This window comes from Azorhizobium caulinodans ORS 571, assembly GCF_000010525.1.
Lineage (GTDB): Bacteria > Pseudomonadota > Alphaproteobacteria > Rhizobiales > Xanthobacteraceae > Azorhizobium > Azorhizobium caulinodans.
In genome coordinates, this window is record NC_009937.1 from 1,148,435 (window position 1) to 1,173,624 (window position 25,190).

The 25,190-nt window shown below is 66.3% G+C and carries 22 protein-coding genes; 13 read left to right on the forward strand and 9 right to left on the reverse strand.

What is annotated here, in order from left to right; genetic code table 11:
• The first annotated feature begins 180 nt into the window (after positions 1 to 180).
• From accD to AZC_RS05265, 5 genes are all read left to right on the forward strand, one after another.
• Complete coding sequence (gene accD, locus AZC_RS05245; RefSeq protein WP_012169555.1) at positions 181 to 1,074, forward strand: acetyl-CoA carboxylase, carboxyltransferase subunit beta; 894 nt, start codon at positions 181 to 183, stop codon at positions 1,072 to 1,074.
• Entirely contained in the window at positions 1,071 to 2,378 is a 1,308-nt protein-coding gene (locus AZC_RS05250; RefSeq protein WP_012169556.1) for a bifunctional folylpolyglutamate synthase/dihydrofolate synthase, read from the forward strand. Before accD ends, AZC_RS05250 begins: the two co-directional genes overlap by 4 nt.
• A gap of 166 nt (positions 2,379 to 2,544) precedes the next feature.
• A complete protein-coding gene (locus AZC_RS05255; RefSeq protein ID WP_081433905.1) occupies positions 2,545 to 4,011 on the forward strand; it encodes a methyl-accepting chemotaxis protein in 1,467 nt (488 codons plus the stop codon).
• A 68-nt stretch (positions 4,012 to 4,079) separates the two neighbouring features.
• Complete coding sequence (locus AZC_RS05260) at positions 4,080 to 4,997, forward strand: DMT family transporter (RefSeq protein ID WP_043878926.1); 918 nt, start codon at positions 4,080 to 4,082, stop codon at positions 4,995 to 4,997.
• 11 nt (positions 4,998 to 5,008) lie between these two features.
• Positions 5,009 to 5,884, forward strand: a complete 876-nt coding sequence (locus tag AZC_RS05265; RefSeq protein WP_043880035.1) for a DMT family transporter — start codon at positions 5,009 to 5,011, stop codon at positions 5,882 to 5,884.
• A gap of 84 nt (positions 5,885 to 5,968) precedes the next feature.
• Here AZC_RS05265 and AZC_RS05270 read toward each other — a convergent pair whose 3' ends face one another.
• Positions 5,969 to 6,379, reverse strand: a complete 411-nt coding sequence (locus AZC_RS05270) for a hypothetical protein (RefSeq protein WP_043878927.1) — start codon at positions 6,377 to 6,379, stop codon at positions 5,969 to 5,971.
• 224 nt (positions 6,380 to 6,603) lie between these two features.
• Here AZC_RS05270 and AZC_RS05275 point away from each other — a divergent pair, with 224 nt between their 5' ends.
• The 5 genes from AZC_RS05275 (at position 6,604) to AZC_RS05295 (ending at position 13,325) form a co-directional block, all read left to right on the forward strand.
• Positions 6,604 to 7,533, forward strand: a complete 930-nt coding sequence (locus AZC_RS05275) for a glycine--tRNA ligase subunit alpha (RefSeq protein WP_173362992.1) — start codon at positions 6,604 to 6,606, stop codon at positions 7,531 to 7,533.
• A gap of 221 nt (positions 7,534 to 7,754) precedes the next feature.
• Complete coding sequence (locus AZC_RS05280; protein ID WP_043878928.1) at positions 7,755 to 9,056, forward strand: MFS transporter; 1,302 nt, start codon at positions 7,755 to 7,757, stop codon at positions 9,054 to 9,056.
• A 53-nt stretch (positions 9,057 to 9,109) separates the two neighbouring features.
• Positions 9,110 to 10,375, forward strand: coding sequence for an MFS transporter (locus tag AZC_RS05285; RefSeq protein ID WP_012169562.1), 1,266 nt, complete (start codon positions 9,110 to 9,112; stop codon positions 10,373 to 10,375).
• A gap of 122 nt (positions 10,376 to 10,497) precedes the next feature.
• Positions 10,498 to 12,732 (forward strand): glycine--tRNA ligase subunit beta, encoded by a 2,235-nt coding sequence (glyS, locus tag AZC_RS05290; RefSeq protein WP_012169563.1) that lies wholly within the window; start codon positions 10,498 to 10,500, stop codon positions 12,730 to 12,732.
• Between the two features lie 317 nt (positions 12,733 to 13,049).
• The gene (locus tag AZC_RS05295) at positions 13,050 to 13,325 is read left to right on the forward strand and encodes a DUF1153 domain-containing protein (RefSeq protein ID WP_012169564.1); all 276 of its coding nucleotides are present in this window, start codon (positions 13,050 to 13,052) and stop codon (positions 13,323 to 13,325) included.
• A gap of 139 nt (positions 13,326 to 13,464) precedes the next feature.
• On the opposite strand, the gene fdxB is transcribed toward AZC_RS05295, so the two are convergent.
• From fdxB to nifH, 8 genes are all read right to left on the reverse strand, one after another.
• Complete coding sequence (gene fdxB, locus AZC_RS05300; protein WP_012169565.1) at positions 13,465 to 13,761, reverse strand: ferredoxin III, nif-specific; 297 nt, start codon at positions 13,759 to 13,761, stop codon at positions 13,465 to 13,467.
• 333 nt (positions 13,762 to 14,094) lie between these two features.
• Positions 14,095 to 14,559, reverse strand: coding sequence for a NifX-associated nitrogen fixation protein (locus tag AZC_RS05305; protein WP_012169566.1), 465 nt, complete (start codon positions 14,557 to 14,559; stop codon positions 14,095 to 14,097).
• 9 nt (positions 14,560 to 14,568) lie between these two features.
• Positions 14,569 to 14,964: a nitrogen fixation protein NifX gene (gene nifX, locus AZC_RS05310; protein WP_012169567.1), complete on the reverse strand. Its 396-nt coding sequence runs from the start codon at positions 14,962 to 14,964 to the stop codon at positions 14,569 to 14,571.
• A 25-nt stretch (positions 14,965 to 14,989) separates the two neighbouring features.
• Positions 14,990 to 16,357 carry a nitrogenase iron-molybdenum cofactor biosynthesis protein NifN gene (gene nifN / locus AZC_RS05315; RefSeq protein ID WP_012169568.1) on the reverse strand — a complete coding sequence of 456 codons (1,368 nt, stop codon included), beginning with the start codon at positions 16,355 to 16,357 and terminating at the stop codon, positions 14,990 to 14,992.
• Between the two features lie 5 nt (positions 16,358 to 16,362).
• The gene (gene nifE / locus AZC_RS05320; RefSeq protein WP_012169569.1) at positions 16,363 to 18,045 is read right to left on the reverse strand and encodes a nitrogenase iron-molybdenum cofactor biosynthesis protein NifE; all 1,683 of its coding nucleotides are present in this window, start codon (positions 18,043 to 18,045) and stop codon (positions 16,363 to 16,365) included.
• A gap of 137 nt (positions 18,046 to 18,182) precedes the next feature.
• Positions 18,183 to 19,742, reverse strand: a complete 1,560-nt coding sequence (nifK, locus tag AZC_RS05325; RefSeq protein WP_012169570.1) for a nitrogenase molybdenum-iron protein subunit beta — start codon at positions 19,740 to 19,742, stop codon at positions 18,183 to 18,185.
• Positions 19,743 to 19,821: 79 nt separating this feature from the next.
• Positions 19,822 to 21,324: a nitrogenase molybdenum-iron protein alpha chain gene (gene nifD / locus AZC_RS05330; protein ID WP_012169571.1), complete on the reverse strand. Its 1,503-nt coding sequence runs from the start codon at positions 21,322 to 21,324 to the stop codon at positions 19,822 to 19,824.
• A 67-nt stretch (positions 21,325 to 21,391) separates the two neighbouring features.
• Positions 21,392 to 22,282: a nitrogenase iron protein gene (gene nifH / locus AZC_RS05335; protein ID WP_012169572.1), complete on the reverse strand. Its 891-nt coding sequence runs from the start codon at positions 22,280 to 22,282 to the stop codon at positions 21,392 to 21,394.
• A 435-nt stretch (positions 22,283 to 22,717) separates the two neighbouring features.
• On the opposite strand from nifH, the gene AZC_RS05340 reads away from it, so the two are divergent.
• From AZC_RS05340 to sufB, 3 genes are all read left to right on the forward strand, one after another.
• Positions 22,718 to 23,161: a SufE family protein gene (locus AZC_RS05340; protein ID WP_081434108.1), complete on the forward strand. Its 444-nt coding sequence runs from the start codon at positions 22,718 to 22,720 to the stop codon at positions 23,159 to 23,161.
• A gap of 186 nt (positions 23,162 to 23,347) precedes the next feature.
• The gene (locus tag AZC_RS05345) at positions 23,348 to 23,545 is read left to right on the forward strand and encodes a 4Fe-4S binding protein (RefSeq protein WP_012169574.1); all 198 of its coding nucleotides are present in this window, start codon (positions 23,348 to 23,350) and stop codon (positions 23,543 to 23,545) included.
• A gap of 130 nt (positions 23,546 to 23,675) precedes the next feature.
• Positions 23,676 to 25,157, forward strand: coding sequence for a Fe-S cluster assembly protein SufB (gene sufB, locus AZC_RS05350; RefSeq protein ID WP_012169575.1), 1,482 nt, complete (start codon positions 23,676 to 23,678; stop codon positions 25,155 to 25,157).
• Positions 25,158 to 25,190: the final 33 nt, after the last annotated feature.

Here is a 25,190-nt window from a genome sequence, read left to right on the forward strand (position 1 = left end):
TCTGTCGCAGAATGTCAGTCCACTATCCTTTATGCGTGCCGTTACGTCAGATTTACTTAAGGGCAGGATGGTGCGACTGACGCGCTGCGCCGCAGGCCGCGCGGGGCAGACGCGCGTGTTCGGCCTTCCGTTCGCCCCACAAGGGCATTACATGGATGCCGGAAAAGCTGGAGATACGTGTTGAACTGGATTTCCAACGTCGTCCGCCCGAAGATCCGCAGCTTCCTCAATCGCCGGGACGTGCCGGAGAACCTCTGGGTGAAGTGCCCCGAGACGGGGCAGATGGTCTTCCACAAGGACCTCGAGGCCAATCAGTATGTGATCCCCGGCTCGGGCTTCCACATGCGCATGGGTCCGGCGGACCGCCTGAAGGCGACGTTCGACGACGGCGCCTATGAGGAGGTCGCCCTTCCCGATGTGCCGATCGATCCGCTGAAGTTCCGCGACGAACGCCGCTATATCGACCGCCTGAAGGACGCCCGCGCCAAGACCGGCGCGCAGGACGCCGTGAAGGTGGCGCATGGCCTGCTGGAAGGGCTGCCGGTGACGGTTGCCGTGCAGGACTTCGGCTTCATGGGTGGTTCGCTCGGCATGGCGGCGGGCGAGGCGGTGGTCACCGGCCTGTTCACCGCGGCCGAGAAGAAGACCCCCTTCATCATGTTCGCGGCCTCCGGCGGCGCCCGCATGCAGGAGGGCATCCTGTCCCTCATGCAGATGCCCCGCACCACGGTGGCCATCCAGGAACTGCGCGAGGCGCGCCTGCCTTACATCGTGGTTCTGACCAATCCGACCACGGGCGGCGTCACGGCTTCCTACGCCATGCTGGGCGATGTGCAGATCGCCGAGCCCGGCGCGCTCATCGGCTTCGCCGGCCCGCGCGTGATCGAGCAGACCATCCGTGAGAAACTGCCCGACGGCTTCCAGCGATCCGAATATCTGTTCGAGCACGGCATGATCGACATGGTGGTGCACCGCCACCAGATGCGCGAGACGCTGGCCCGCGTCTGTCGTCTCATGATGAAGGCGCCCGGCGTGCCCCCCAAGGGCCGTCTTCCGGCCCCCGCCGCCGCGTGAGCCCACTCGGCGCGCTGCTGGAGCGCCTCGCGGCGCTCCACCCCAAGAAGATCGACCTGTCGCTGGAGCGCATGGAGCGCCTGGCGGCGGCGCTCGGCAATCCCGAGCGCCGGCTGCCGCCCGTCGTCCATGTGGCGGGCACCAACGGCAAGGGCTCCACCGTCGCCTACCTGCGCGCCGCGCTGGAGGCGGCCGGACGGCGCGTCCACACCTACACCTCGCCACACCTCGTGCGCTTCAACGAGCGCATCCGCCTCGCCGGTGAACTGGTGGACGATGCGCGGCTGTGCGATGCGCTGGAGCGCGTGGCGGCGGCCAATGACGGTGGCCCGATCACCTTCTTCGAAGTGACGACGGCGGCCGCCTTCCTCCTGTTCGCGGAGACCCCGGCGGACGTGCTGCTGCTGGAGGTGGGCCTCGGCGGCCGCCTCGACGCGACTAACATCATCGAGGCGCCGGTCGCGAGCGTCATCACGCCCATCTCCATCGACCATGTGGAATTCCTCGGCGATACGCTGGAAGCCATTGCCGGTGAGAAGGCGGGCATCATCAAGCCGCGCGTGCCGGTGATCGTGGGCGAGCAGCCGGACGAGGCGCTGGCGGTGATCGAGCGCACCGCCGCCCGCCGCCGGGCACCGCTGTTCGCGCGCGGCCAGCAGTGGACGGTGCAGGAGGAGGCGGGCCGCCTCGTCTATTCCGACGAGGATGGACTGCTGGACCTGCCGCGCCCGCGTCTCATGGGGCCGCACCAGTTCGACAATGCCGGCCTTGCGGTGGCCACGCTGCGGGCCGTGCCCGAGTTGCGCGTGCCGCCGCCGGCGCTTGAGGCCGGCATCCGGGGCGCCGACTGGCCCGCCCGTCTCCAGCGCCTGCCCGTCGGGCCGCTGGTCGCCCGCGCGCCACGCGAGGCGGAGGTCTGGCTCGACGGCGGCCACAATGCCGGCGGCGGTCAGGCGCTGGCCCATGCGCTGGCGGAACTGGAAGAGCGCGTGCCCCGGCCGCTGGTGCTGGTGGTCGGCATGCTGGCCAACAAGGACGTGTCCGGTTTCCTCGGCGCCTTTGCAGGACTCGCCCGCGAGGCCATCTGCGTACCGGTGCCGCCGGAACACAACGGCACGGCGCCGGACGACCTCGCACGCATCGCCGCCGGGCTCGGCTTTTCCGCTTCCACGGCGGGCGATGTGGGCGCGGCGCTGGACGGCCTTGCGCGCTATCCGCTGACGCCGCCACCCCGCGTCCTCGTCTGCGGCTCGCTCTATCTCGCCGGGACGGTGCTCGCCGCCAACGAGACGCTGCCGAACTGATTATCTCGACAGGCCAGATGGATAGGGCCGGGTCGTCCGAGCGGCGCCCAACGGCGGTTGCAGATTCTCGCAATGCGCAAGCCTCGCGCAACCCATGTCTAAATCTAAAGTTGTATGATGTCTGAGATGTAGATTTTCAATTGTGAGCAATCATTGAGGCTTGCATATGTTCTCTTCTCAGGCGGATGCCAAGCTGGCCGCGATCCAAAAATCTCAGGCCATCATCGAGTTCGAACCGGATGGCACGATCATTTCGGCCAACCCCAATTTCCTCTCCGCGATGGGCTATACGCTCGCAGAGATCCGCGGCAAGCACCACTCCCTTTTCATGCCGCCCGAAGAGCGCGATACGACAGATTATCGCCAGTTCTGGGAGGATCTGCGCGCCGGCAAGTTCCAGCGGTCCGAATTCCGCCGGCTGGCGAAGGGCGGGCGGGAGATCTGGATCCAGGCTTCCTACAACCCGGTCATCTCCTCCGGGGGAGAGGTGCGCCGCATCATCAAGGTGGCGACCGACATCACAGGCCAGAAGACGCACAACGCTGATCTTCAAGGACAGATCGACGCCATCAATCGCGTGCAGGCGGTGATCCAGTTCGACCTTGACGGAACCATTCTCGACGCCAACGAGAATTTCCTGAAGACCATGGGCTACACCCTCGCCGAGGTGCAGAGACGGCCACATGCCATCTTCATGGATCCGCAGGAGCGCGAGGCGCCGTCCTATCGCGCCTTCTGGGACAGTCTGCGGGCCGGCACCTTCCAGCAGGCTGAGTTCCGTCGGTTGGCGAAGGGCGGGCGGGAAGTCTGGATCCAGGCCTCGTACAACCCGATTTTCGACGCCAGCGGCCGTGTCTACAAGGTGGTGAAGTATGCCACCGATATCACGGCGCAGGTGCAGGAGCGGATGCGCCGGGAGCGCCGCCGCTGCATCGACAAGGAACTCTCCGAGATCGCCGAGGCCATCACCGCGGCCAACCATCAGGCGGCGGCCGCGGCCAGCGCCTCGACGCAGGCGTCCTCCGGCGTGCAGTCCGTCGCCGCCGGCGCAGAGGAACTGGTGGCCTCCATTCATGAGATCGGCAGCCAGGTAAGCCGCGCGCTCGACGTTGCGAGCAATGCGGTGGGTCAAGCGGTGCGGACCAAGGAGATCGTGTCGGGGCTTGCCAGTGTGGCCCAGAAGATCGGCGCGGTTGTCGAATTGATCAATAGCATCGCCGGTCAGACCAACCTGCTGGCCCTCAACGCCACCATCGAGGCGGCGCGTGCGGGCGAGAGCGGCAAGGGCTTTGCGGTGGTCGCTTCGGAGGTGAAAAATCTCGCGTCGCAGACGGCGAGGGCGACCGAGGAGATCACCGGCCAGATCATCGCTGTCCAGGCGTCCACCTCGGATGCGGTCGGTGCGATCGCGGGGATCACCGAGACCATTTCCGAGATCAACGACATCTCCAGCGGCATCGCGGCGGCGGTGCAGCAGCAGTCGGCGGTCACCAGCGAAATCTCGCGGAGCATGCATGCGGCGGCGGGGGGCGTGGGAGAGATCACCCGCAATCTCACCTCCCTCTCCAGCGCCACGGCCCAGATCGATGCCGCCAACCGCAAGGTCCTGGAGGCGCAGCGGGAGGTGGCCTGATCCGCCCCTGTCGACAATGATCCGGCATGGGGTTGAAGGCGTCGCCGCCGCCTCCTAAACCTCGCCCCATGTCGCTCCCAACTGCTTCGCACGCCGGTTTCCGGTTCCGTCTGAGCCGGCCGGAACTCGCCCTCATCGGCATCACCATGCTCTGGGGGGCGACCTTCCTCGTGGTGCATCTCGCCATGCGGCAGGAGGGCGCGCTCTTCTTCGTCGGGCTGCGCTTCCTGTCGGCGGGTGTGCTTCTGGCGATCCTGTTCCGCCGCGAGATGATCCAGGTCACGCCGCAGGAGGTGGGGGCGGGCGCCGCCATCGGCCTTGCGATCTGCCTCGGTTACGGGGCCCAGACGTTCGGGCTCAAGACCATTTCCAGCAGCCAGTCGGCCTTCATCACGGCCGCCTATGTGCCGCTGGTGCCTCTGCTGCAATGGGTAGTGCTGAAGCGCCCGCCGGCGCTCATGAGCTGGGTGGCGGTGGGCTTTGCCTTTGTCGGTCTGCTGCTGCTGGCCGGTCCCGGCGCGCACGGCATCGGCTTCGGCGTGGGCGAGGTGGTGACGCTGCTCGGCACCCTCGCCATGGCCGCCGAAATCCTCCTCATCGGCACATTCGCGGGGCGGGTGAACAGCCGGCGCGTTACGGTGGTGCAACTGGTGGCGGCAGGCATGTTCGCCCTCATCGCCATGCCCTTCGCCGGCGAGGTGGTGCCGGATGCCAGCGCCTCCTGGTTCGCGGCGGCGCTGGGGCTCGGCGTCATGAGCGCCATCATCCAGCTCACCATGAACTGGGCGCAGGCCTTCGTTTCGCCCACGCGCGCCACCCTGATCTATGCGGGCGAGCCGGTGTGGGCCGGCATTGTCGGCCGGCTCGCGGGGGAGCGGCTCGCTCCGCTCGCGCTGCTCGGCGGTGGGCTCATTCTGGTGGGGACCCTCATCGGTGAACTGAGGCCTCAACGCCGCAGCAAGGCGCACAACGCCCCGGCGAAGTGACGGGCGCCGCCATGAAGCCGCGCGATCTCGCCGCCTATTTGTTCCTCGCGCTCGCCTGGGGTCTCTCCTTCCTCGTGCTGCTGCGGGTGGTGCAGGCCTTCGGCTGGGCGGCGGCGGTATCCTTGCGGGCGCTCGTGGCGGCAGGCGTACTGTTCCTGATGGCACGCCTCGCCCGGCGCCGCCTCGTCTTCAGCACGGGGTGGAAGCCCCTGGTCATGGTCGGCGCGACCACGGTGGCCGGGCAACTGGTCTGCCTCTCCGTGGCGACCCCCATGATCGGGACGGCCATGACCGCCATCTGCATCGCGGCCATTCCGCTCTTCTCCATGGCCATCGGGCAGGCGTGGGGGCTGGAGCGGGTCACGCTGGCGGGCCTCCTGGGGCTCGCCCTCGGTCTTGCCGGCATCGTGCTGCTGGTGGGGTTTCCGGCCGAGCCGGTGACGCCCACCTTCCTCCTCGGCTGCGCGGCTGCGCTCGCCGGCGCCTTCTGCTCGGCGCTCGGCAGCAATTATACGAGCCGCTTCCTGCGCGGCATGGGCGCGCTGGAGGTCACCATCGGCGCCTTCCTTGCGGGCGGCCTCATCACCCTGCCGCTGCTGCTGTTTGTGCCCCTCCCGGCCGTTCCGCATGCCGCGGATCTCGGGTTGCTGCTGGTGCTCAGCGGGGTGATGAGCGGGATCTGCTACACGCTCTATTTCTGGCTGGTCACCCGCATCGGCGCCACGCGCACGGTGAGCGTGGAATTTGCCGTGACGCTCATCGCCGCCGTCATCGGAGCGGTCTTTCTGGGAGAGGCGCTGGCGCCGCTGCAACTCGTCGGCGGCGGCGTCATCCTGTGCGGCTGTGCCCTTGTCCTTGGCGCCAAGCCCGGCGTCCCGGTCTTGTGACCCCTCCAGAATAGGTGTGAATCGCAAAAAGCCCGGTGCCTGAGGCACCGGGCTCGTCGGGGGCGAAGGGTCAGTGGATCTGCGTCACTTGCTGGTGCCGGGGGTCGCCTGCGTGCGGCCGCCTTCCTGCGCCGGACCCTTGTGCGGGTCCTGCGTGGACAGGCCGCTGCGCGGCGTCACGGAGCCGGTCGTGTCGCCCATGGGCGCGGTGCCGGACGTTGTGGAGCCGCCGGGAGTCGCCTGGGTCCGGCCACCCTCCTGCGCCGGCCCGCGCTGGGTGTTCTGCGTGGAGAGGCCGCTGTTGGGGGTCGGCTGCGAGGCTGCATCGCGGGGCGTCGCGCCGCCGGAAGAGCTGGCGCCGGGCGTTGCCTGCGTGCGGCCACCTTCCTGAGCCGGGCCCTTGTGCGGGTCCTGCGTGGACAGGCCGCTCTGGGCGGCGGCGCCGACGGTCGAGAGGGCGAGAAGGGCGGCGGCGGCGAGGGTCAGTTTGCGCATTCGGGTTTCTCCTTCGTGTGGGCTTCCCTGCCTTCTCAACACCTTCCGCAGCGTTTGGTTTCACTCACGCTCTCGCGAGCACGCCGCAGGGCGCCGCCTTGATCTCGGGGGGGCGGGCCTCTAGTGTCCGCGCGCGTTCCGCGTGGGACGCGCATCCGTTCCGCACGGCGGCGCGGCGGGGGCCATCCCCTCGTCCAAGACGCCCTCTGACATGAAGCGCCATGATCGATCCCGCCCTTCCGCCCCACATGCGGCCCGACCGCTCGTTCCAGGGCCTGCTGCTGACCCTCCAGACCTTCTGGGCGAACCAGGGGTGCGTGGTGCTCCAGCCCTATGACATGGAAGTGGGCGCGGGCACCTTCCATCCGGCGACCACGCTGCGGGCGCTGGGGCCCAAGCACTGGAAGGCGGCCTATGTGCAGCCCTCCCGCCGGCCCAAGGACGGGCGCTATGGCGAGAACCCCAACCGGCTCCAGCACTATTACCAGTTCCAGGTGATCCTGAAGCCCTCGCCGGCCAACCTTCAGGAGCTCTATCTCCAGTCGCTCGATGCCATCGGCATCGACACGCGCCTGCATGACGTGCGCTTCGTGGAAGACGATTGGGAAAGCCCGACGCTGGGCGCTTGGGGCCTCGGCTGGGAGTGCTGGTGCGACGGCATGGAAGTCTCCCAATTCACCTACTTCCAGCAGGTGGCGGGCTTCGAATGCGCGCCCGTGTCCGGCGAGCTGACCTACGGCCTTGAGCGCCTCGCCATGTATGTGCAGGGCGTCGAGAACGTCTATGATCTGAACTTCAACGGCCGCGAGGGCGCCGAGAAGACGACCTATGGCGATGTCTTCCTTCAGGCGGAGAAGGAATACTCCCGGCACAATTTCGAATATGCCGACACGGACATGCTCTTCGAGCAGTTCCGCATGGCCGAGGCCGCCTGCGCCAAGTATCTGGCGGCGGGCGATGCGGGCGAGAAGCACCTCATGGCCCAGCCGGCTTATGACCAGTGCATCAAGGCCTCGCACGTCTTCAACCTGCTGGATGCGCGCGGCGTCATTTCGGTGACGGAACGCCAGAGCTACATCCTGCGCGTGCGTGAACTCGCCAAGGCCTGCGGCGCGGCCTGGCTGAAGACGGAAGCGGGCGGCGCTGCTGCCTGACATGCCGGCGCGCGCCTCCAGAGCTTTCTCTGGATGGGGTGCGACGAAAGCTTGGCTTTAGGCGGATCCCGTCGTTACCCTGTTAGGCAGTGCAGCGTGCCTTTTGGGGGGCTCGTGATCCGTTCTCCTGCGTTCCGGGGACGGCCGGCGCGGCCGGCCGTGCTGTTCAAGTGTGGGCCTCGCTCAATGCCGTCCGCAGCGTCCTGCATCGGGGGGCTGTCATGACGAGCCTTGCGGATGCCGGCGCCGCCGCTGCTCCAGGCCAGGCGGCCCCCGCGCCCCTCTCCCTGCGCCTCGTGCTCGCGGGCAGCATCGGCAACACGCTGGAGTGGTACGACTTCGGCGCCTATGGCTTTCTCGCGGCCATCTTCGCCCGCAACTTCTTTCCGGCGGATAGCGGCTTTGCCGCTTTGCTGGCGGCCTATGGCATGATGGCCGCCTCCTTCCTCATGCGCCCGGTGGGCGGCGTCATCTTCGGCCACATCGGGGATCGCTACGGGCGCCGCCATGCGCTCTATCTCTCGGCGGCGCTCATGTGCGTCTCCACCGTCGCCATCGGTCTCCTGCCCACCTATGCCACCGCCGGCATGGCGGCACCCATCCTCCTTCTGGCTCTGCGTCTGTTACAGGGCGTCTCCATCGGCGGGGAATATTCCTCCTCCGTCGTTTTCCTCGCCGAGAGTGCCAAGCCGCGCTGGCGTGGGCTGCTGCTCAGCCTGTGCTCCATGGGGGCCATGGGCGGCACGATGCTCGGGTCGCTCGTCGGGGCCGCGACCGCCTCCTTCCTGTCGCAGGACGAACTGATCGCCTGGGGCTGGCGCATGCCCTTCTTCGTCGGCCTGCTGCTGGGCGGCACCACGCTCTGGCTGCGACATGGCCTGCAATCCGCGCCCGAGCGCTCAACCGAGCAGCCGCGCAGCCCCCTGCTGCAAGCTTTCGCCGACGACTGGCGCGCCATTGTCATCTGCGCCGTCATCAATCTCGCGGGCGGGGTGAACACCTACACGCTCTTCGTCTATCTCGTGACCTATATGGAGCAGGTGGACGGCCTCTCCCCCGGCAGTGCGCTGCAGGTCAATACGGCGAGCATGGTCGTCGCCGTCGTGCTCATGCCGATGTTTGCCGCGCTGTCTGATGTGATCGGCCGCAAGCGTGTGCTCGTGGCGTCGCTGCTCGGCTTCATCCTGTTCGGCTGGCCGCTCTTCCGGCTGGTGAGCGGAGGCACGGAGGAGGGGGCGATGCTGGGCCAGCTCGGCTTTGCCGTCCTCATCTCGGCCTATACGGGCGTCTCGCCGGCGGTGCTCGCGGAGCTCTTCAAGCGCGCCACCCGCTGCTCGGCGGCGGCGGTGAGCAACAATGTGAGCCGGGGCATCGCGGGCGGCACCGCGCCCATGGTGGGCGTCTATCTGGTGAGCGGCCTGCACGACCCCATGGGGCCGGCCCTCTACATCATCTGCATCGCGCTGATCTCGCTGATCGCCACGTTGTGCATGACCGACCGGACACGGCTCCCGCTGCCATGAGGTGGGACAAGGCTTCCGCCGATTTTGCGGATGATGGATCCGGAGAGGGGGCCGTGTCCGTCGCGATCGTCAGTGAGCGCCCCTCGGCCCGCCTCGTTGCCGGTGGCGCCATCGGCAACATGCTGGAGTGGTACGATTTCGGCGTGTACGGCTTTCTGGCCTCGGTGTTCGCGCGCAACTTCTTTCCCGACAGCAGCGCCTTCATCGGCCTCCTGTCGGCCTTCGGCATGTTCGCCGCCTCCTTCCTGATGCGGCCGCTGGGTGGCATCCTCTTTGGCCGGGTGGGTGACCGGCTGGGGCGGCGGCGGGCGCTGTTCCTCTCCGCCATGATGATGACCCTCTCCACGGTGAGCATCGGCCTGCTGCCGACCGCCGCCAGCGCGGGGGCGATGGCCCCTGTCCTCTTGCTGGCGCTGCGCCTGTTGCAGGGCATTTCCGTGGGCGGCGAGCAGGCGGCGGCGGTGGTGTTTCTGTCCGAGGCGGCGCCACCCCGGCGGCGCGGGCTGCTCGCCTCCCTTTCCGTGGTGGGGGCGACGCTCGGAACCCTGCTGGGCTCGGCCGTGGGCGCCTCGGTCGCCAGCCTGCTGCCCCCGCAGGACATGGCCGACTGGGGTTGGCGCGTGCCCTTCCTGCTGGGATTGGTGCTGGGCGGGGCGGCGCTGATCCTGCGCGCCGGCAAGGGCGAGCCCGAGCCAGATCGGACTGCCACGCCCAAGGCCCCCTTGCGGGAGGCTATGCGCGCGCATGGCCGCCAGATCCTCCACGCCATGCTGATCGTGGTGGCGGAAGGCAATGTCTTCTATCTCGCCTTTGTCTTCCTCGCGACCTACATGCAGAAGGTGGACGGGCTGCCGCTCGCCAAATCCCTGCAGATGAGCGTGTTCGGCATGGTGGTGGTGCTCATCGCCAGCCCGGCGGCGGCCCTGCTGTCGGACCGGATCGGCCGCAAGAAGGTGCTTCTGGCCGCGCTCGTCGGCCTCATCCTGTGTGCCTGGCCAGTGTTCCGATTGCTGAGTTCGGACAACCTGCCGCAGATGATCGCCGGGCAGGTCATCCTCGCCCTTCTCGCCTCCTGCTACGGCGGCCCCATGCCGGCGGCGCTGTGCGAACTCTTCCAACGCCGCACCCGCTGCACCGCATATGCCATCGCCTGGAATTGCGGTGTCGGCTGGGTCGGCGGGCTCACGCCGATGCTGACCATCTATCTCATGCACCGCTTCGACAGCCCCATGGCGCCGGCGGTGATGGTGATCGTCCTCTCCTGCGTCTCGCTGGCCGGCGTCCTTGCCATGACGGACAAATCGGTCGGCCCGATCTGATCCCTCCGCAGGGCGGCCGGGGACAAGATGGGCCGCCCCGTCTCGACGCGGCGGCCGAAAAGCTCTAGCACACGGGCAGACATTCGATCCTCACGAACCGGGGCCCAGCGCCGCGCGATCCCATGCCCGATCTGCTCCTTGAACTGTTCTCCGAAGAAATCCCCGCCCGCATGCAGGCGCAGGCCGCCGACACGCTGCGCAAGCTCGTCACCGACGCGCTGGTGGAGCGGGGCCTGCTCTATGAGGGCGCCAAGGCCTTCGTGACGCCGCGCCGCCTCGCGCTCGCCGTCCACGGCTTGCCCGGCCGGCAGGCGGACAGCCGGGAAGAACGCAAGGGTCCGCGTATGGGCGCGCCGGAAGGCGCCATCCAGGGCTTCCTGAAGAGCGCGGGCCTTGCCTCCATCGATCAGGCGAAGATCGAGAGCGACCCCAAGAAGGGTGAGTTCTACGTCGCGGTCATCGAGCGCCCCGGCAAGGCGACCACCGAGGTGATTGCCGAGATCGTGCCCGAGATCGTGCGCACCTTTCCGTGGCCGAAGTCCATGCGCTGGGGCACCGGCACCATGCGCTGGGTGCGGCCGCTGCATTCCATCGTCTGCACCTTCGGCACCGAGGTGGAAGACCCCGAGGTGGTGCGCTTCGAGGTGGAGGGTATCGTCTCCGGCGACGTGACCCGTGGCCACCGCTTCCTCGCCCCCGAGCCCTTCGCGGTGCGGCGGCTCGAGGACTGGATGGCCAAGCTTGAGGCGGCGAAGGTTGTCGCCGACCGCGACCGCCGCAAGGCCATCATCCTCAACGACGCCAAGGATCTTGCCCTCGTGCACGGGCTGGAGCTGGTGGAGGACGAGGGCCTGCTGGAGGAGGTGTGCGGCCTCGTGGAATGGCCCGTCACCCTCATGGGCAGCTTCGAGGAGCGCTTCCTCGACATTCCCGACGAGGTGATCCGCGCCACCATCCGCGCCAACCAGAAGTGCTTCGTGCTGCGCGATCCGCGCACGGGGCGCCTCGCCAACCGCTTCATCCTCGTCTCCAACATTGCCGCCACCGACGGCGGTGCGGCCATCGTGGCAGGCAACGAGCGCGTGATCCGCGCCCGCCTGTCGGATGCCAAATTCTTCTGGGATACCGACCGCCGCACCCCCATGGCGGACCGGATGTCCAAGTTCGACGCCATCACCTTCCACGAGAAGCTCGGCTCTCAGGGCGCGCGCATCAACCGCATCGTGGCGCTGGCCCGCGAGATCGCGCCCCGCGTCGGCGCCGACGTGGACCTGACCGAACAGGCCGCGCGTCTCGCCAAGGCGGACCTGCTCACGGAAGTGGTGGGCGAGTTCCCCGAGTTGCAGGGCCTCATGGGCCGCTATTATGCCCAGCACGAGAAGCTGCCGCCGGAAGTCGCAGCCGCCTGCGAGGAGCATTACAAGCCGCAGGGGCCGTCCGACCGCGTGCCCACCGCGCCCGTCTCCATCGCCGTGGCGCTGGCGGACAAGCTCGACACGCTGGTGGGCTTCTGGGCCATCGACGAGAAGCCGACCGGATCCAAGGACCCCTACGCGCTGCGCCGTGCTGCGCTGGGCGTCATCCGCATCATTCTCGACAACAATCTGCGCCTGCCGCTGCGCCCGCTGTTGGTGAGCGCCTCGCGCACCATCCTCGGCGAGGAGCATTTCGAGCGCCACCCGCACGATGTGTTCCGTCTGGAGACCATCGCCGACAAGGTGGTGAGCGATCTCCTGCAGGGGCTCGCCCGCCGCCTCGCCAACCTGCCCGCGGATGCGGACGTGGAGAGCGCCGAGCGCGTGGAGGGCATGACGCTGTCCGGTGACCTCGCCGACGACCTGCTGGCCTTCTTCGGCGACCGCCTGAAGGTGCATCTGCGCGACCGTGGCGCTCGCCACGACCTCGTGGATGCCGTCTTCGCGCTGCCGGGGCAGGACGACCTGCTGCTGGTGGATCGCCGCGTGGCGGCCCTCGCGGCCTTCCTGGAGACCGAGGACGGGCGCACGTTGCTCGCTGGCTATCGCCGCGCGGTGAACATCCTGCGCATCGAGGAGAAGAAGGACGGCGTGGCCTACAAGGGCCCGTCCGAGGCCAAGCTCCTGAAGGAGCCGGCGGAGGAGCATCTCGCCGCCGCCATCGAGACCGTGAAGCGGCAGGTGGCGGATGCGGTGGCGCGCGAGGACTTCGCCGCCGCCATGGGCGCGCTCGCCCATCTGCGGGGTCCGGTGGACGCCTTCTTCGAAGGCGTGACGGTGAACGCGCCGGAGGCCGCGCTGCGCATCAACCGGCTGAAGCTGCTGGATGAAATCCGCTCTGCTACGCGCGGCATCGCGGATTTCGACCGCATCGAAGGTTGAGGTAAACGGGGTCTGAATCCGCTCTGTCCCGTTAACGCAAGTCTTTCTTAAGATAGATGAAGAAAACGCCCGCCGGCTGATCCCGGCGGGCGTTTTGCGTTCTGCCCGGAAAGCCTTGTGGCTTAAGGCTCCGGCGGTACAACCGTGGCGCTCTCCGGCTCCCGCAAATCCTTTATCAAAAACACGCGATATCCGTGGTTATTTCAGCTTCCATTAAGAGAAGTAAATAACATATTCTAGTTGTCTTTTAGGGAAATCTTCATCGCCACCTGCCACGGTTACGTCAACGAGTGGGGTAGTAACGGGTGAGCGTAACGATGACCGATGCTTATCGGCCCAGAGTCAAATACGTGATCGGGCCTGACGGCAGTCCGCTGACGATTGCGGACCTGCCCCCTCCGGACACGCGCCGCTGGGTCATCCGCCGCAAGGCCGAGGTGGTTGCGGCGGTGCGCGGCGGCCTGATCAGCCTGGAAGAGGCCTGCAAGCGTTACACGCTGACGGTGGATGAGTTCCTGTCCTGGCAGGCCTCCATCGACCGCCACGGCCTTCCTGGCCTGCGCACGACGCGCATCCAGCATTATCGCCAGTAACGGCGATCCAGACGCAAAAGGGCTTCGCGGCTGATCCGCGAAGCCCTTTTTCTTTGGTGCAGGGCGGCGTTGGACGCCTTCCTGACTCCATCCTGGGACAACGCACCCGCGAGGCCGTTCCCGACGTTGCGGCCGGCCCTCAGGCCGCCTGCGAGGCCGGCACGTGGGTCTGGCAATTGGTGGGGCACACGCGGGCACAGGCGCCGCAGCCGATGCAGGCACCGGTATCGGCCATCACCATGATCTTCTTCTCGACCTCATCATCCTCGTCATCGTCGAGGCTGACGATCTCGCCTTCGTCAGTGATGCCCTTGAGCGTCATCACCTCGCGGCCGCAGACCTTGTAGCAGCGGCCGCAGCCGATGCATTTCCTGTCGTCGATGGCGACGAGATATTCCGGCTCCCAGGCGCGGCCGTCGCGGGTGGATTGAGACATGACTTCCTGCCTTTCCGGAGCGGCGGGCGGCCACCCCTGTTGGTGATGGATGGGCGTCCGGCGCTGGCCTCGCGGCTTCGAATCCGTGTTCGCTCGCGTGCGCCGCCGTCCGCCCAGACCTCCTGCTTCCGGCCTCGGGCGATGCCTTTCGGCTCGCGCTCGCTCCTCCCTCTCCCGCTCGCGGCGGAGGACCGGGGAGGGGGCCGCGCGCGAGCGCGGAGGGCGTGGCGCCAGCCACAAAGGCCGCGCTGCCGGCCTTCGGCCGTCGCCCCCCCCAACCCTCCCCCGCAAGCGGGAGAGGGCTCTCCGCCGCTTACATAGATGCGGTGTCGCTCAGTAACGTGCCACAGCCTCGAACTTGGTGATCATGTCGATGCCGGCCTGCACCTGCTTGGCGCCTTCCTCGGCGAGCTTGGCGAGGCTGTCGAAACCGAAGCGGTGCACGTCGCGCAGCTGCTTGTTGACCACGATCAGGCGGCCGCCGATGAGCACCATGCGGCCGAAGCCCTCGTGGCTCATCTTCATCATGGGCGTGATCATGACGCCGGTCGCCTTCTCGATGGAGAGGCAGATGGCGTTGTAATAGAGCTCCAGCCGCCACAGCGTCTCCGGGTCCGGATCGCCCACGATGGGCAGGGCCCGGCGCTTCTCCTTATCGAGAATATAGGGCTCCAGAAGATCGAGATCGCCCTTGCTGTCCCAGGCGCCGTGGCTGTCCTGGGCACGCCACACCTTGATCAATTCCTTGATGAAGGGGGCTTCGGCGGGATTGGCTTCAAGTTCCAGCGTATCGGCCATGGGTCGTCCTCACTCGTCGAAGTCGAAGCTGCGTTCCTGGCCCTTGGCGAGGGCCTTGCGCAGCCAGGGGGGCGGGGCGCCCTTGAGCACGCCTTCCAGCTTCACGAGCAGATCGGAAATCTCCTCGGGCTGGTTCACTTTCATGGGGTGGATGTTGTTGGCCACCACGCGCGCCGCGCCGGAGCCGCCAATGGCCGCCACATAGAGGATGGCGCAGTCCTTGATCGCCTCGATCTTGGGACCGAGCTTGTCCTCATTGCCATCCTCCTTCAGGTCGCCATCGAACTGGATGGCCTCCACGAAATGGTGCCCCTCGGGGCTGATCTCATAGATGGCGATGTTCTTGGCCCAGCCGAAATGGGCATCCACGCGCTTCAAATCCTGGGTCGCGAAGGCGATCTTCATGGGCGTGCGTCCTTGCGTTGGCCGATCAATGCATGGGAGCGGCATGAGTGCCGTCCGTCCGCCAGGTGTCGGGCGTGGCGTCGTGGTTGGCCTCGTGGTCACTGATGAGAAGGTTGGCGATGGTGAAGAGCGTGGTGCGGGTGCCGCGATAGCCCACGGAGAGCTGGTGGCCGGCGCCCAGCCGGTCGAACATGGGAATGCCCGCCCGGTAGAAGGGAATGTTGAGCCGGGAGGCCGCCTGCCGCCCGTGCGAATGGGTGATGAGCAGATCGCACTCGCGCTCCTTGGCGAGGCGCTCCAGATCCTCCAGATCGCCGATCAGCACCTCGTCGGTGTGGACCCGCTCCAGCACCGGCGAATGGGTGGTGGTGACGGCGGCGGTCACATGCGCCCCCATCTCGTGCAGCACGGACGACATGTCGAACAGGAGGTCCGGTTCGGCGCCGATGGCAAGCCGGCGGCCGCCGATGTGGAAATGGGCGTCCAGCATGGCATCCACCAGCTGGCCGCGCTGGCGGCGATACTTGCGCGGCACCGGGCGGCCGGAGATCTGGCTGAGGAACATGATGAATTCATCATTCGCCTCCAGCCCGCACAGCCGCTCGAACAGGCGGAAGGGCACGCCGGTCTTCTTCTCCATGGCCTCGGCCGCCCGGCGCATCTGCGCGCCGATGGCAATCGTCCAGCCCGCCTCGCCCATGGCGGCGATCTCGTCCACGCCGATGCCGCCGATGGTGGTGGGGGTGAATTCGTCGGGAATATGCCCGTCCAGCGAGCCGGCGAGATCCGGCAGGAAGGAGGGGATGAGGCCGAAGTCCTCGATGATGGTGCGCAGCTCATCAAGGTCGCCGGGCGTGAGGTGGCTGCCCGGCAACACATTCACCCGCTTGGCGTTGCGCTTGGCCGGATCCGGTACCTCCACCAGCACCTCGACCATGCGGGTGACGGTTTTCTCCCAGCCATCCTGGAAGGCGTCCTTGAAGTCCGGGGTGGAGACATAGATCATGGGCAGGTCGGCGACCTCCGGATGCTTCTCGCGGATGAGCTTGAGATAGCCCTCCACGTCGTCGCCCTTGGTCTCGGTGACGCCCGTGGAACAGATGCCGATGATCTCCGGCTTGGTGCGCTTGTGGATGTTGAGCACCGCCTGTTCCACATTCTCGTAGCCGCCGAGAACCGTGGCCACCTCGCTCATGGCGGTGGTCTGCATGGGGATGGCCTCCTTGAAGTGCCGCACGAACAGCACTAGGCCGAAGGAGGTGCAGCCCTGCGAACCGTGCAGCAGCGGCATGGCCCCGCGCAAACCCATGAAGGCGAGCGCGCCACCGATCGGCTGGCTCATCTTCAGGGGATTGACGACGCAGGCCTTCCTGGAGTGGACGACGGTGGCCATGGCGCTCACTCCGCCGCCCGCAGCGCCGGCGCCGCTGCCACCGCGGGCAGGGGCTCGGCCAGGATCTCCTCGATGCGGATGGCGCAGGCGCCGCAGCCGCCGGAGGCGTTGGTGTGTGTGCGCACGCCCTCCACGGTGGAAAGGCCGTGGGCGCGGATGGCATCCTCGATGGTCCCGACGTCCACGCTCTTGCACTGGCACACTTTCTTGGCACGCCGGGCGGCCTCGGCGGCCACCGGATCGGCGGCGAGCACGGCGGCTTCCGCATCCATCTGGGCCAGCGCCTTGGCCTGCCAGCTCTCGCCGGGGCGATCCCACGGGGCGGGCTTGCGCACCTGTTCCCACATGGGGTTGAAGAGCGCCTTGTCGATCTCCTCCACCAGCTTCACCATGCCCACATAGCCCATATAGGCGTGGTGGCGTTCCTGGTTGATGTCGAGCCAGGGCATCGCGGCCTTCAGCGCGATGAATTGCGAGCGGCCGCCCGAAAGCATGATATCGGCCTTCGCATCCTTGAGCATCTTGTACATTTCACGAGGCGTCATGTCCTCGATCATGTGGGCATCCTGACCCATCAGCTCCTTGATGCGCTCCTTGTCCTCGCGGGTGGACTTCTTCACCGAAGTGCCCACCAGCTCCAGGCCCGCCTCCTGAAGAGCCGCGACCACCGACCAGGACTTCACGCCGCCGGTGATGAGCAGCACCTTCTTGCCCTGGAAACGGGGCTTGTAGGCGGCGATCGCCGCGAAGGCCTTGGCCTCCTCGCGGGCGATCACCGCCTCGGTGCGCTCCATCAGTTCCGCCGGGGCGCCGCGCTCGATGAGCAGGCGCGCGATCTCCCGCAGGGAGTCGCTCGAATCCTCGATGCCGTAGAAGGAGCCCTCGAAGAACGGGATGCCGTAGCGCTCCTCCATCTTGCGGGCGACATTGATCATGGCCTTGGAGCACACCATCATCGCCGCCTTGGCGCGGTGGGAATAGGCCACTTCCTTGTAGCGCCCGTCGCCGGAGATGGAGGCGAAGATGCGGATGCCGAGCTCGTCGAACAGCGGCTTGATCTGCCACAGCTCGCCCGCGAGATTGTATTCGCCGATGATGTTGAGGTCGTAGGGCGTCGTATATTCAGGTTCCTCGGTGCCGATCACATGCTCCAGCAGGGCTTCGCCCGCGAGCTTGTTGCCGAGGTTCTTGGGGCCGACGAAGCCGGGCGAATTGATCGGGATCACCGGCTTGCCGAACTTCTCCTTCGCCGCCTTGCAGACCGCGTTGATGTCGTCGCCGGTCATGGCCGGCACGCAGGTCTGGTAGACGAAGACGGCGGGCGGATCATATTTCTCGATGGTCTCGCGGATCGCCTTGAACAGGCGCTTCTCGCCGCCGAACACCACGTCCGTCTCGTTCATGTCGGTGGTGAAGCTGGTGCGCCAGAGGTCCGAGCCGGAGGAGCGGGCGCCGCGGTTGTCCCAGCTGTTACCCTCGCAGGCGATGGGGCCGTGCACGAGGTGAGCGACGTCGGTAAGCGGCTGGAGGGCTATCTTCGCGCCATCGAAGGCGCAGCCGCCGGCGGCGCCGCCGGGCTGGAGCTGCTTGGTGCAGCCCTTCTTGCGCTCGGCCTCGGACTTGTTGGCGTTCTTGCCGCAGCCGGGCTCGTTGAACACGTCCTGAATGGTGGCCGAGAGCGACGTCATGGGGCTTCTCCGGAAGTCATCGTGGGCGGAACGGTGGGCGCCGGGCGGCGTCACGCCAGAGGATCGGAGATAAGGGGCGCGAAACGCGCGAAGGCCCCGCCGCGGCCCCTGGGGAGGGTCGCGGCGGGGCGCCTCGATCACCGGATGATGTCGAAGCTGTAGTCGGTCTTGGCCGGCACGTTGGTGTTGCGGTCGATCTCGTCAAAGATCTTGTCGAGGATCGTGATCAGGACATTCATGCCGCCCTGATAGCCCCACACCGGACGGCGGTGGTGGTGGTGGCGGTCGAAGATTGGGAAGCCGATGCGGATCAGCGGGGTGCCCGTGTCGCGCTCCAGATACTTGCCGTAGGTGTTGCCGATCAGGAAGTCCACCGGCTCGGTGAAGAGCAGGGAGCGCATGTGCCACAGGTCCTTGCCGGGATAGGCATGGCAGTTGGCACCGAACGGCGAGCTGTCGAACAGCGCCTGCATCTTCTCCGCCCAGTCCTTGTTGCCATTGGTGGCGAGGACGTGGGTCGGTTCGGCGCCCAGCTCCAGCAGGAAGGCGGCAAGGCCCAGGCACAGGTCCGGATCGCCATAGATGGCGAACTTCTTGCCGTGGATGTGGGCGTTGGAGTCGGCGATGGCGTCCACCAGACGGCCGCGCTCCTTGGCCAGCTCCTCGGGGATCTCCTTGCCGGTGAGGCGGGCGATCTCCATCAGGAACTTGTCGGTGCCGGCCACCCCGATGGGATGGTTGAAGGCGACCGTCTCCTGGCCGTGGTTGGCGATGAAGGGCAGGGTCTTCTCGGTGCAGAACTCCTGCATGGAGAGGGTGGCCTTGGCGTGGATCGCGTTGGCCGCGTCCTCCAGCGTGGTGCCGCCGTCATACATGCGGAACTCGCCGTCGGTGGGGGTGTCCCACACTTCGGAATTGTCGCCGAGGATGGTGTATTCGACGCCCATCAGCTCGAAAATGCGCTTGATCTCGCGCAGGTTGCCGACCGTGTAGCCGTCGAAGCCGCCGAGGAAGTTGATCTTCTCGTTCGGCACGCGCTCCAGCGCCGGCACGGTGCGGGCCTTGCCGTCCCAGAAGTGCTCCAGCACGCCCTTCATGGCGTTGTCGTAGCCGGTGACGTGGCTGCCGACGAAGGCCGGGGTGTGAGCGAAGGGCACGTCGAACTCGGCGGGAACCGAGCCTTTTTCCTTGGAGGTCTTGATGAAGGCGTTGAGGTCGTCGCCGATGACTTCCGCCATGCAGGTGGTGGAGACGGCGATCATCTTGGGCTTGTACATGGAATAGGTGTTGGCGAGGCCGTCAATCATGTTGTTGAGGCCGCCGAACACCGCCGCGTCCTCGGTCATGGACGAGGAGACGCAGGAGGTGGGTTCCTTGAAGTGGCGGGAGAAGTGCGAGCGGTAATAAGCGACGCAGCCCTGCGAACCGTGCACGAAGGGAATGGTCTGCTCGAAGCCGACCGCCACGAACACGGCGCCGAGCGGCTGGCAGGCCTTGGCGGGGTTCACGGTCAGCGCCTCGCGGGCGAAGTTCAGTTCGCGATACTCGGGCGTCTTGGCCCATTCCCGAACGCGCTCCACTTCGGCCGGATCGCGACGGTTCTCGAACATCTTCTGCTTGTTCGCCAGCATCTGCTGGTATTCCGGGCCGCGGAATAGCTCGAAATGATCGAGCACGTGTTCGGCATTCTGAGTCATGGTGGCAGTCCTTCCGGATGTCTGATCGGGGTCGCGCCGTCCGGCCCCCGCGCGCGGCGGGGGCCGGTTGGCGTGGGTGCTATTCCGCGGCCAGAAGGGAGGGCTTGGGCGCCTGCTTCCAGGGCGCCTTCGCCATCTTCCAGACGGGCGAGTTGATGGCCATGTCCATGTCGCGCGCGAAGATCGCGAAGCCGTCATAGCCGTGGTAGGGGCCCGAGTAGTCCCAGGAGTGCATCTGGCGGAAGGGCACGCCCATCTTCTGGAAGACGTACTTTTCCTTGATGCCCGAGCCGACCAGATCCGGCTGGATCTTCTCGACGAACTTCTCGAACTCGTAGCCGGTCACGTCGTCATAGATGATGGTGCCATCCTTGACGTAGTGCTGGGCCGTGCGCTGGTAGTCGTCGTTATGGGCGAACTCGTAGCCCGTGCCGACCACTTCCATGCCGAGGTCCTCATAGGCGCCGATGACGTGACGGGGACGCAGGCCGCCCACGTACAGCATCACGGTCTTGCCTTCGAGGCGCGGACGATACTTGGCGATGACCGCGTCCATCAGCGGCTGGTACTTGGCGATGACGCGCTCGGCGCCTTCCTTGATCTTGTCGTCGAAGAAGCCGGCGATCTTGCGCAGCGATTCCGCGATCTTGGAGGGGCCGAAGAAGTTGTATTCGCACCACGGAATACCGTACTTCTCTTCCATGTGCCGCGAGATGTAGTTCATCGAGCGGTAGCAGTGGAGCACGTTGAGCTTGGCCTTCGGGGTGGCCTCCAGCTCGGCCAGCGAGCCGTCGCCGGACCACTGGGCGATGACGCGCAGGCCCATTTCTTCGAGCAGAATGCGCGAGGACCAAGCGTCGCCACCGATGTTGTAGTCGCCGATGATGGCGACGTCATAATCGCTGGGCTCGAAGCGCGGAGGCGCGTTCGGGTCGAGCTTGTCGAACACCCAGTCGCGCACCGCGTCGTTGGCGATGTGGTGACCGAGCGACTGGGAGACGCCGCGGAAGCCCTCGCACCGCACCGGCACGATGGTCTTGCCGTCATACTCCTTCGACTTCACCTTCGACACCGCTTCGATGTCGTCGCCGATGAGGCCGATGGGGCATTCCGACTGGACCGTGATGCCGTTATTGAGCGGGAACAGTTCCTGGATCTCGTCCATGATCTTGGCGAGCTTCTTGTCGCCGCCGAAGACGATGTCCTTCTCCTGGAAGTCGGAGGTGAACTGCATCGTCACGAAGGTGTCGATGCCGGTCGTGCCGATGTAATAATTGCGGCGCGCCGCCCAGCTGTACTGGCCGCAGCCCACTGGGCCGTGGCTGATGTGGATCATGTCCTTGATCGGGCCCCACACCACGCCCTTCGAGCCGGCGTAGGCGCAGCCGCGGATGGTCATGACGCCCGGAACGGACTTCAGGTTCGACTTGACGCCGCAGTCCGACTTGCCGGCCTCGTGCACGTTCAGGTGCTTGGCGCGGCGCTTGGCGGTCTTCTCGGGATAGACCTGCAGGACTTCAGCGATCAGTTCCTTGTTGCGGGCCTTGATTTCCTCAACGGTCTGAGGCTGTGACACGCTCATTTTGGAGTTCCTCGCTTCATTGCGTTGCGAAGGCCGGCCCCACGCGGGGGCCGGCCGGCGTGTCGGCTCAGGCGGAGAGCGCGGCGAGCTCGGCCGCGGTCTTGCCGACCTGGCTCTCGTCCACGGTCTTCATGATGCCGTGCTCCATGAGCATGTCCTCGAGCTCGTCCATGGTGATGGGGGTCGGGATGATGCCCTTGCCGCCATTGTTGTGGACGCGCTCAGCGAGGTTGCGATAGTGGTTCGCCTGAACGCTGTCGGGCGCATACTCGATCACCGTCATGCGGCGCAGCTCGGCGTGCTGCACGATGTTGTCGCGCGGCACGAAATAGATGAGCTGGGTGCCGAGCTTCTTGGCGAGGTTCTCGGCCAGTTCCAGCTCCTTGTCCGTCTGGCGCTCGTTGCAGACGAGCCCGCCCAGGCGCACGCCGCCGGAATTGGCGTACTTGAGAATGCCCTTGGAGATGTTGTTGGCCGCATACATGGCCATCATCTCGCCGGACATGACGATGTAGATTTCCTGCGCCTTGTTCTCGCGGATGGGCATGGCGAAGCCGCCGCACACCACGTCGCCGAGCACGTCGTAGGAGACGTAGTCGATGTCCTCATAGGCGCCGTTCTCCTCCAGGAAATTGATGGAGGTGATGACGCCGCGCCCCGCGCAGCCGACGCCCGGCTCCGGACCGCCGGATTCCACGCAGCGGATGTCGCGGTAGCCGATCTTCATGACCTCTTCGAGCTCGAGGTCTTCGACGCTGCCGGCGGCGGCGGCCAGCGACAGGATGGTGTCCTGCGCCTTGGCGTGCAGGATGAGGCGGGTTGAGTCGGCCTTGGGGTCGCAGCCGACGATGAGGATGCGATGGCCCATCTCCGCCAGCGCCGCCAGCGTGTTCTGGGACGTCGTCGACTTGCCGATGCCCCCCTTGCCGTAAAATGCGATCTGTCTCAGTGACGACATGTCTGGTCTCCTTGGAACCTTGGGAACCGTGGCAGCTCCGCTGGGGCGGCCTGCGCCTTCAGCCAGGTGTGGCCCCGCCGAACTGGATCGGGACCGGACTTTTCGGAGGCGGGTCGGTAGCCGGGGATCGAGGAGATCCGCGAACCAGACCGGCAACCCGTCGCCTGCACCAAGGGGTTTTGCAACGGGTGTGCCAGTGGTCGTGTGGTCGAATTAATCAAGTAAAATCAGTGCATTGCAGAATCGAACGGTTCCAAAAGCCCCGTGTTTCAAACGCGACATCGCTGGTGGGCACCCGACGCAGCCGGTGTGAAAGGACACAGCCGCGACGGCGTTCCGGCGGTCTGCCTGCTGGGGCGTCCACGCGCACGCGGTACGCCCCTTGCTTGGGTGCAGCGACGCCGCGCGATGCCGCCGGCCGCGCTGGAGGATGCGATGACGCTTGTGGACCTCACCCCTCTGCCCACGCTCGAGGACATCTTCGAGAATTTCGCCCTGCTGGACGATTGGGATGACCGCTACCGTTATGTGATCGAACTTGGTCGCACGCTGCCGCAGCTGCCGGACGCGGACCGTTGCGATACCAACAAGGTGCAGGGCTGTGTGAGCCAGGTGTGGCTTGCGACACTGGTGTCGCCCGGCCCCGTCCTGTCGTTCCGGGGCGACAGCGATGCCCAGATCGTCCGGGGCCTTGTGGCGATCCTGTTCGCGATGTTTTCGGGCCGGACCGCGCGCGACATTCTGGATGCGGACCCCGTCGCCGTGTTCGAGCGCCTCGGCTTGAAGGAGCATCTGACGCCCCAGCGCTCGAACGGCTTCCGCTCCATGGTCGCGCGCATTCGGCACGATGCGCAGGCCGCGCTGCGCGATCCCATCTGAGCGGTGGCCGTCTCCGACAATGTGCCTGTCGCAGTCGCGACACGTGTCGGGGGCGCGACAGGCGATGGCGCCTTTCCGGAACTGGAAAAACTCGAAAAAACAAGGCCGGAGCGCTTGGCACGCAGCTTGCGACGAGGGACCTGCGGCCGCCCGAGCAGATGGGCCGCGCGCTCAGGAGCTAGTTTGATGGCCTACAAGATCATCGCATCCCAATGCACGGTGTGCGGCGCCTGCGAGTTCGAATGCCCGAACGCCGCCATCCGGCTGAAGAACGACATGTACATCATCGACCCGAAGAAGTGCACGGAGTGCGAGGGCAGCTTCGACAGCCCGCAGTGCGACGCCGTGTGCCCGGTGCCCGGCACCTGCGTGCCCGCCGGCTGACCTGCCGGGCTGACAGCGTCGGCTCTCCGTTGCAGCGCCGTGCCGGCTTTCGCCGGCTGGCGCCCGGCACGGCCCGCGTGCCGGGCCTGATCTTCTGCACAGTCCGTTCCATTGCCGTGAGGAGCCCCACATGGCCGCCGTTCAGGAGACGATCGATCAGGTTCGCCAGATCGATGTCGAGCAGTATAAATACGGGTTCGTGACGGACGTGGAATCCGAAAAGGCCCCGAAGGGCCTGTCGGAGGACGTCATCCGCTTCATCTCGGCCAAGAAGAACGAGCCGGAGTGGATGCTGGAATGGCGCCTTGATGCCTATCGCCGCTGGCTTACCATGCGCGAGCCCGAATGGGCCAAGGTGAATTTCCCGAAGATCGATTTCCAGGATCTCTATTATTATGCGGCGCCGAAAAAGAAGAAGGCGCTCTCCTCCCTCGACGAGGTCGATCCCGAGATTCTGAAGACCTATGAGAAGCTCGGCATCCCGCTGCGCGAACAGGAGCTTCTCGCTGGTGTCGAGCGCCCGGAAGGCGAGCGCAAGATCGCTGTCGATGCGGTCTTCGACAGCGTCTCGGTGGCCACCACCTTCCAGAAGGAGCTGAAGGAGGCGGGCGTCATCTTCATGCCCATCTCGGAGGCCCTGAAGGAACATCCCGAGCTGGTGCGCAAATATCTCGGCACGGTGGTGCCGGTGACCGACAATTACTATGCGACGCTGAATTCCGCGGTCTTCTCGGACGGCTCCTTCGTCTATGTACCGGAAGGGGTGCGCTGCCCCATGGAGCTCTCCACCTATTTCCGCATCAATGAGAAGAACACCGGCCAGTTCGAGCGCACGCTCATCATCGCCGACAAGGGCGCCTATGTGAGCTATCTGGAAGGCTGCACGGCGCCCCAGCGCGACGAGAACCAGCTCCACGCCGCGGTGGTCGAGCTGGTGGTTCTGGACGATGCGGAAATCAAGTACTCCACCGTCCAGAATTGGTATCCCGGCGACAAGGATGGCAAGGGCGGCATCTACAATTTCGTCACCAAGCGTGGCGACTGCCGGGGCGCGAATTCCAAGATCAGCTGGACGCAAGTGGAGACGGGCTCCGCCATCACCTGGAAATATCCGAGCTGCGTCCTGCGGGGCGACGGCAGCCAGGGCGAGTTCTATTCCATCGCCATTTCCAACGGGCATCAGCAGGTGGATTCCGGCACCAAGATGATCCATCTCGGCAAGAACACGTCGAGCCGGATCGTCTCCAAGGGCATCTCCGCCGGCCAGTCCCAGAACACCTATCGCGGGCTCGTTTCCGCCCACCGCAAGGCCAAGGGCGCACGCAACTTCACCGCCTGCGACAGCCTGCTGATCGGAGATCAGTGCGGCGCGCACACCGTGCCTTACATCGAGGCCAAGAACCCGACAACGGTGTTCGAGCACGAGGCCACCACCTCCAAGATCTCCGAGGACGTGCTGTTCTATTGCGTGCAGCGCGGGCTCTCGCAGGAGGAAGCCGTGGGGCTCGTGGTCAACGGCTTCGTCAAGGAGGTGCTCCAGCAGCTCCCCATGGAATTCGCGGTGGAGGCGCAGAAGCTCATCTCCATCTCGCTCGAAGGCAGCGTCGGCTGACCTGTCGCTTCTCCAATTGCAAGGCGAGGACTT

What these genes read in the sequence shown, in the direction of transcription:
- AZC_RS05255 (WP_081433905.1), top strand. Translation starts at nt 2,545, where the DNA reads ATGTTCTCTTCTCAGGCGGATGCCAAGCTGGCCGCGATCCAAAAATCT.
- AZC_RS05260 (WP_043878926.1), top strand. Translation starts at nt 4,080, where the DNA reads ATGTCGCTCCCAACTGCTTCGCACGCCGGTTTCCGGTTCCGTCTGAGC.
- AZC_RS05265 (WP_043880035.1), top strand. Translation starts at nt 5,009, where the DNA reads ATGAAGCCGCGCGATCTCGCCGCCTATTTGTTCCTCGCGCTCGCCTGG.
- AZC_RS05270 (WP_043878927.1), bottom strand. Translation starts at nt 6,379, where the DNA reads ATGCGCAAACTGACCCTCGCCGCCGCCGCCCTTCTCGCCCTCTCGACC.
- AZC_RS05280 (WP_043878928.1), top strand. Translation starts at nt 7,755, where the DNA reads ATGACGAGCCTTGCGGATGCCGGCGCCGCCGCTGCTCCAGGCCAGGCG.
- glyS (WP_012169563.1), top strand. Translation starts at nt 10,498, where the DNA reads ATGCCCGATCTGCTCCTTGAACTGTTCTCCGAAGAAATCCCCGCCCGC.
- AZC_RS05295 (WP_012169564.1), top strand. Translation starts at nt 13,050, where the DNA reads ATGACCGATGCTTATCGGCCCAGAGTCAAATACGTGATCGGGCCTGAC.
- fdxB (WP_012169565.1), bottom strand. Translation starts at nt 13,761, where the DNA reads ATGTCTCAATCCACCCGCGACGGCCGCGCCTGGGAGCCGGAATATCTC.
- AZC_RS05305 (WP_012169566.1), bottom strand. Translation starts at nt 14,559, where the DNA reads ATGGCCGATACGCTGGAACTTGAAGCCAATCCCGCCGAAGCCCCCTTC.
- nifX (WP_012169567.1), bottom strand. Translation starts at nt 14,964, where the DNA reads ATGAAGATCGCCTTCGCGACCCAGGATTTGAAGCGCGTGGATGCCCAT.
- nifN (WP_012169568.1), bottom strand. Translation starts at nt 16,357, where the DNA reads ATGGCCACCGTCGTCCACTCCAGGAAGGCCTGCGTCGTCAATCCCCTG.
- nifE (WP_012169569.1), bottom strand. Translation starts at nt 18,045, where the DNA reads ATGACGTCGCTCTCGGCCACCATTCAGGACGTGTTCAACGAGCCCGGC.
- nifK (WP_012169570.1), bottom strand. Translation starts at nt 19,742, where the DNA reads ATGACTCAGAATGCCGAACACGTGCTCGATCATTTCGAGCTATTCCGC.
- nifD (WP_012169571.1), bottom strand. Translation starts at nt 21,324, where the DNA reads ATGAGCGTGTCACAGCCTCAGACCGTTGAGGAAATCAAGGCCCGCAAC.
- nifH (WP_012169572.1), bottom strand. Translation starts at nt 22,282, where the DNA reads ATGTCGTCACTGAGACAGATCGCATTTTACGGCAAGGGGGGCATCGGC.
- AZC_RS05340 (WP_081434108.1), top strand. Translation starts at nt 22,718, where the DNA reads ATGACGCTTGTGGACCTCACCCCTCTGCCCACGCTCGAGGACATCTTC.
- AZC_RS05345 (WP_012169574.1), top strand. Translation starts at nt 23,348, where the DNA reads ATGGCCTACAAGATCATCGCATCCCAATGCACGGTGTGCGGCGCCTGC.
- sufB (WP_012169575.1), top strand. Translation starts at nt 23,676, where the DNA reads ATGGCCGCCGTTCAGGAGACGATCGATCAGGTTCGCCAGATCGATGTC.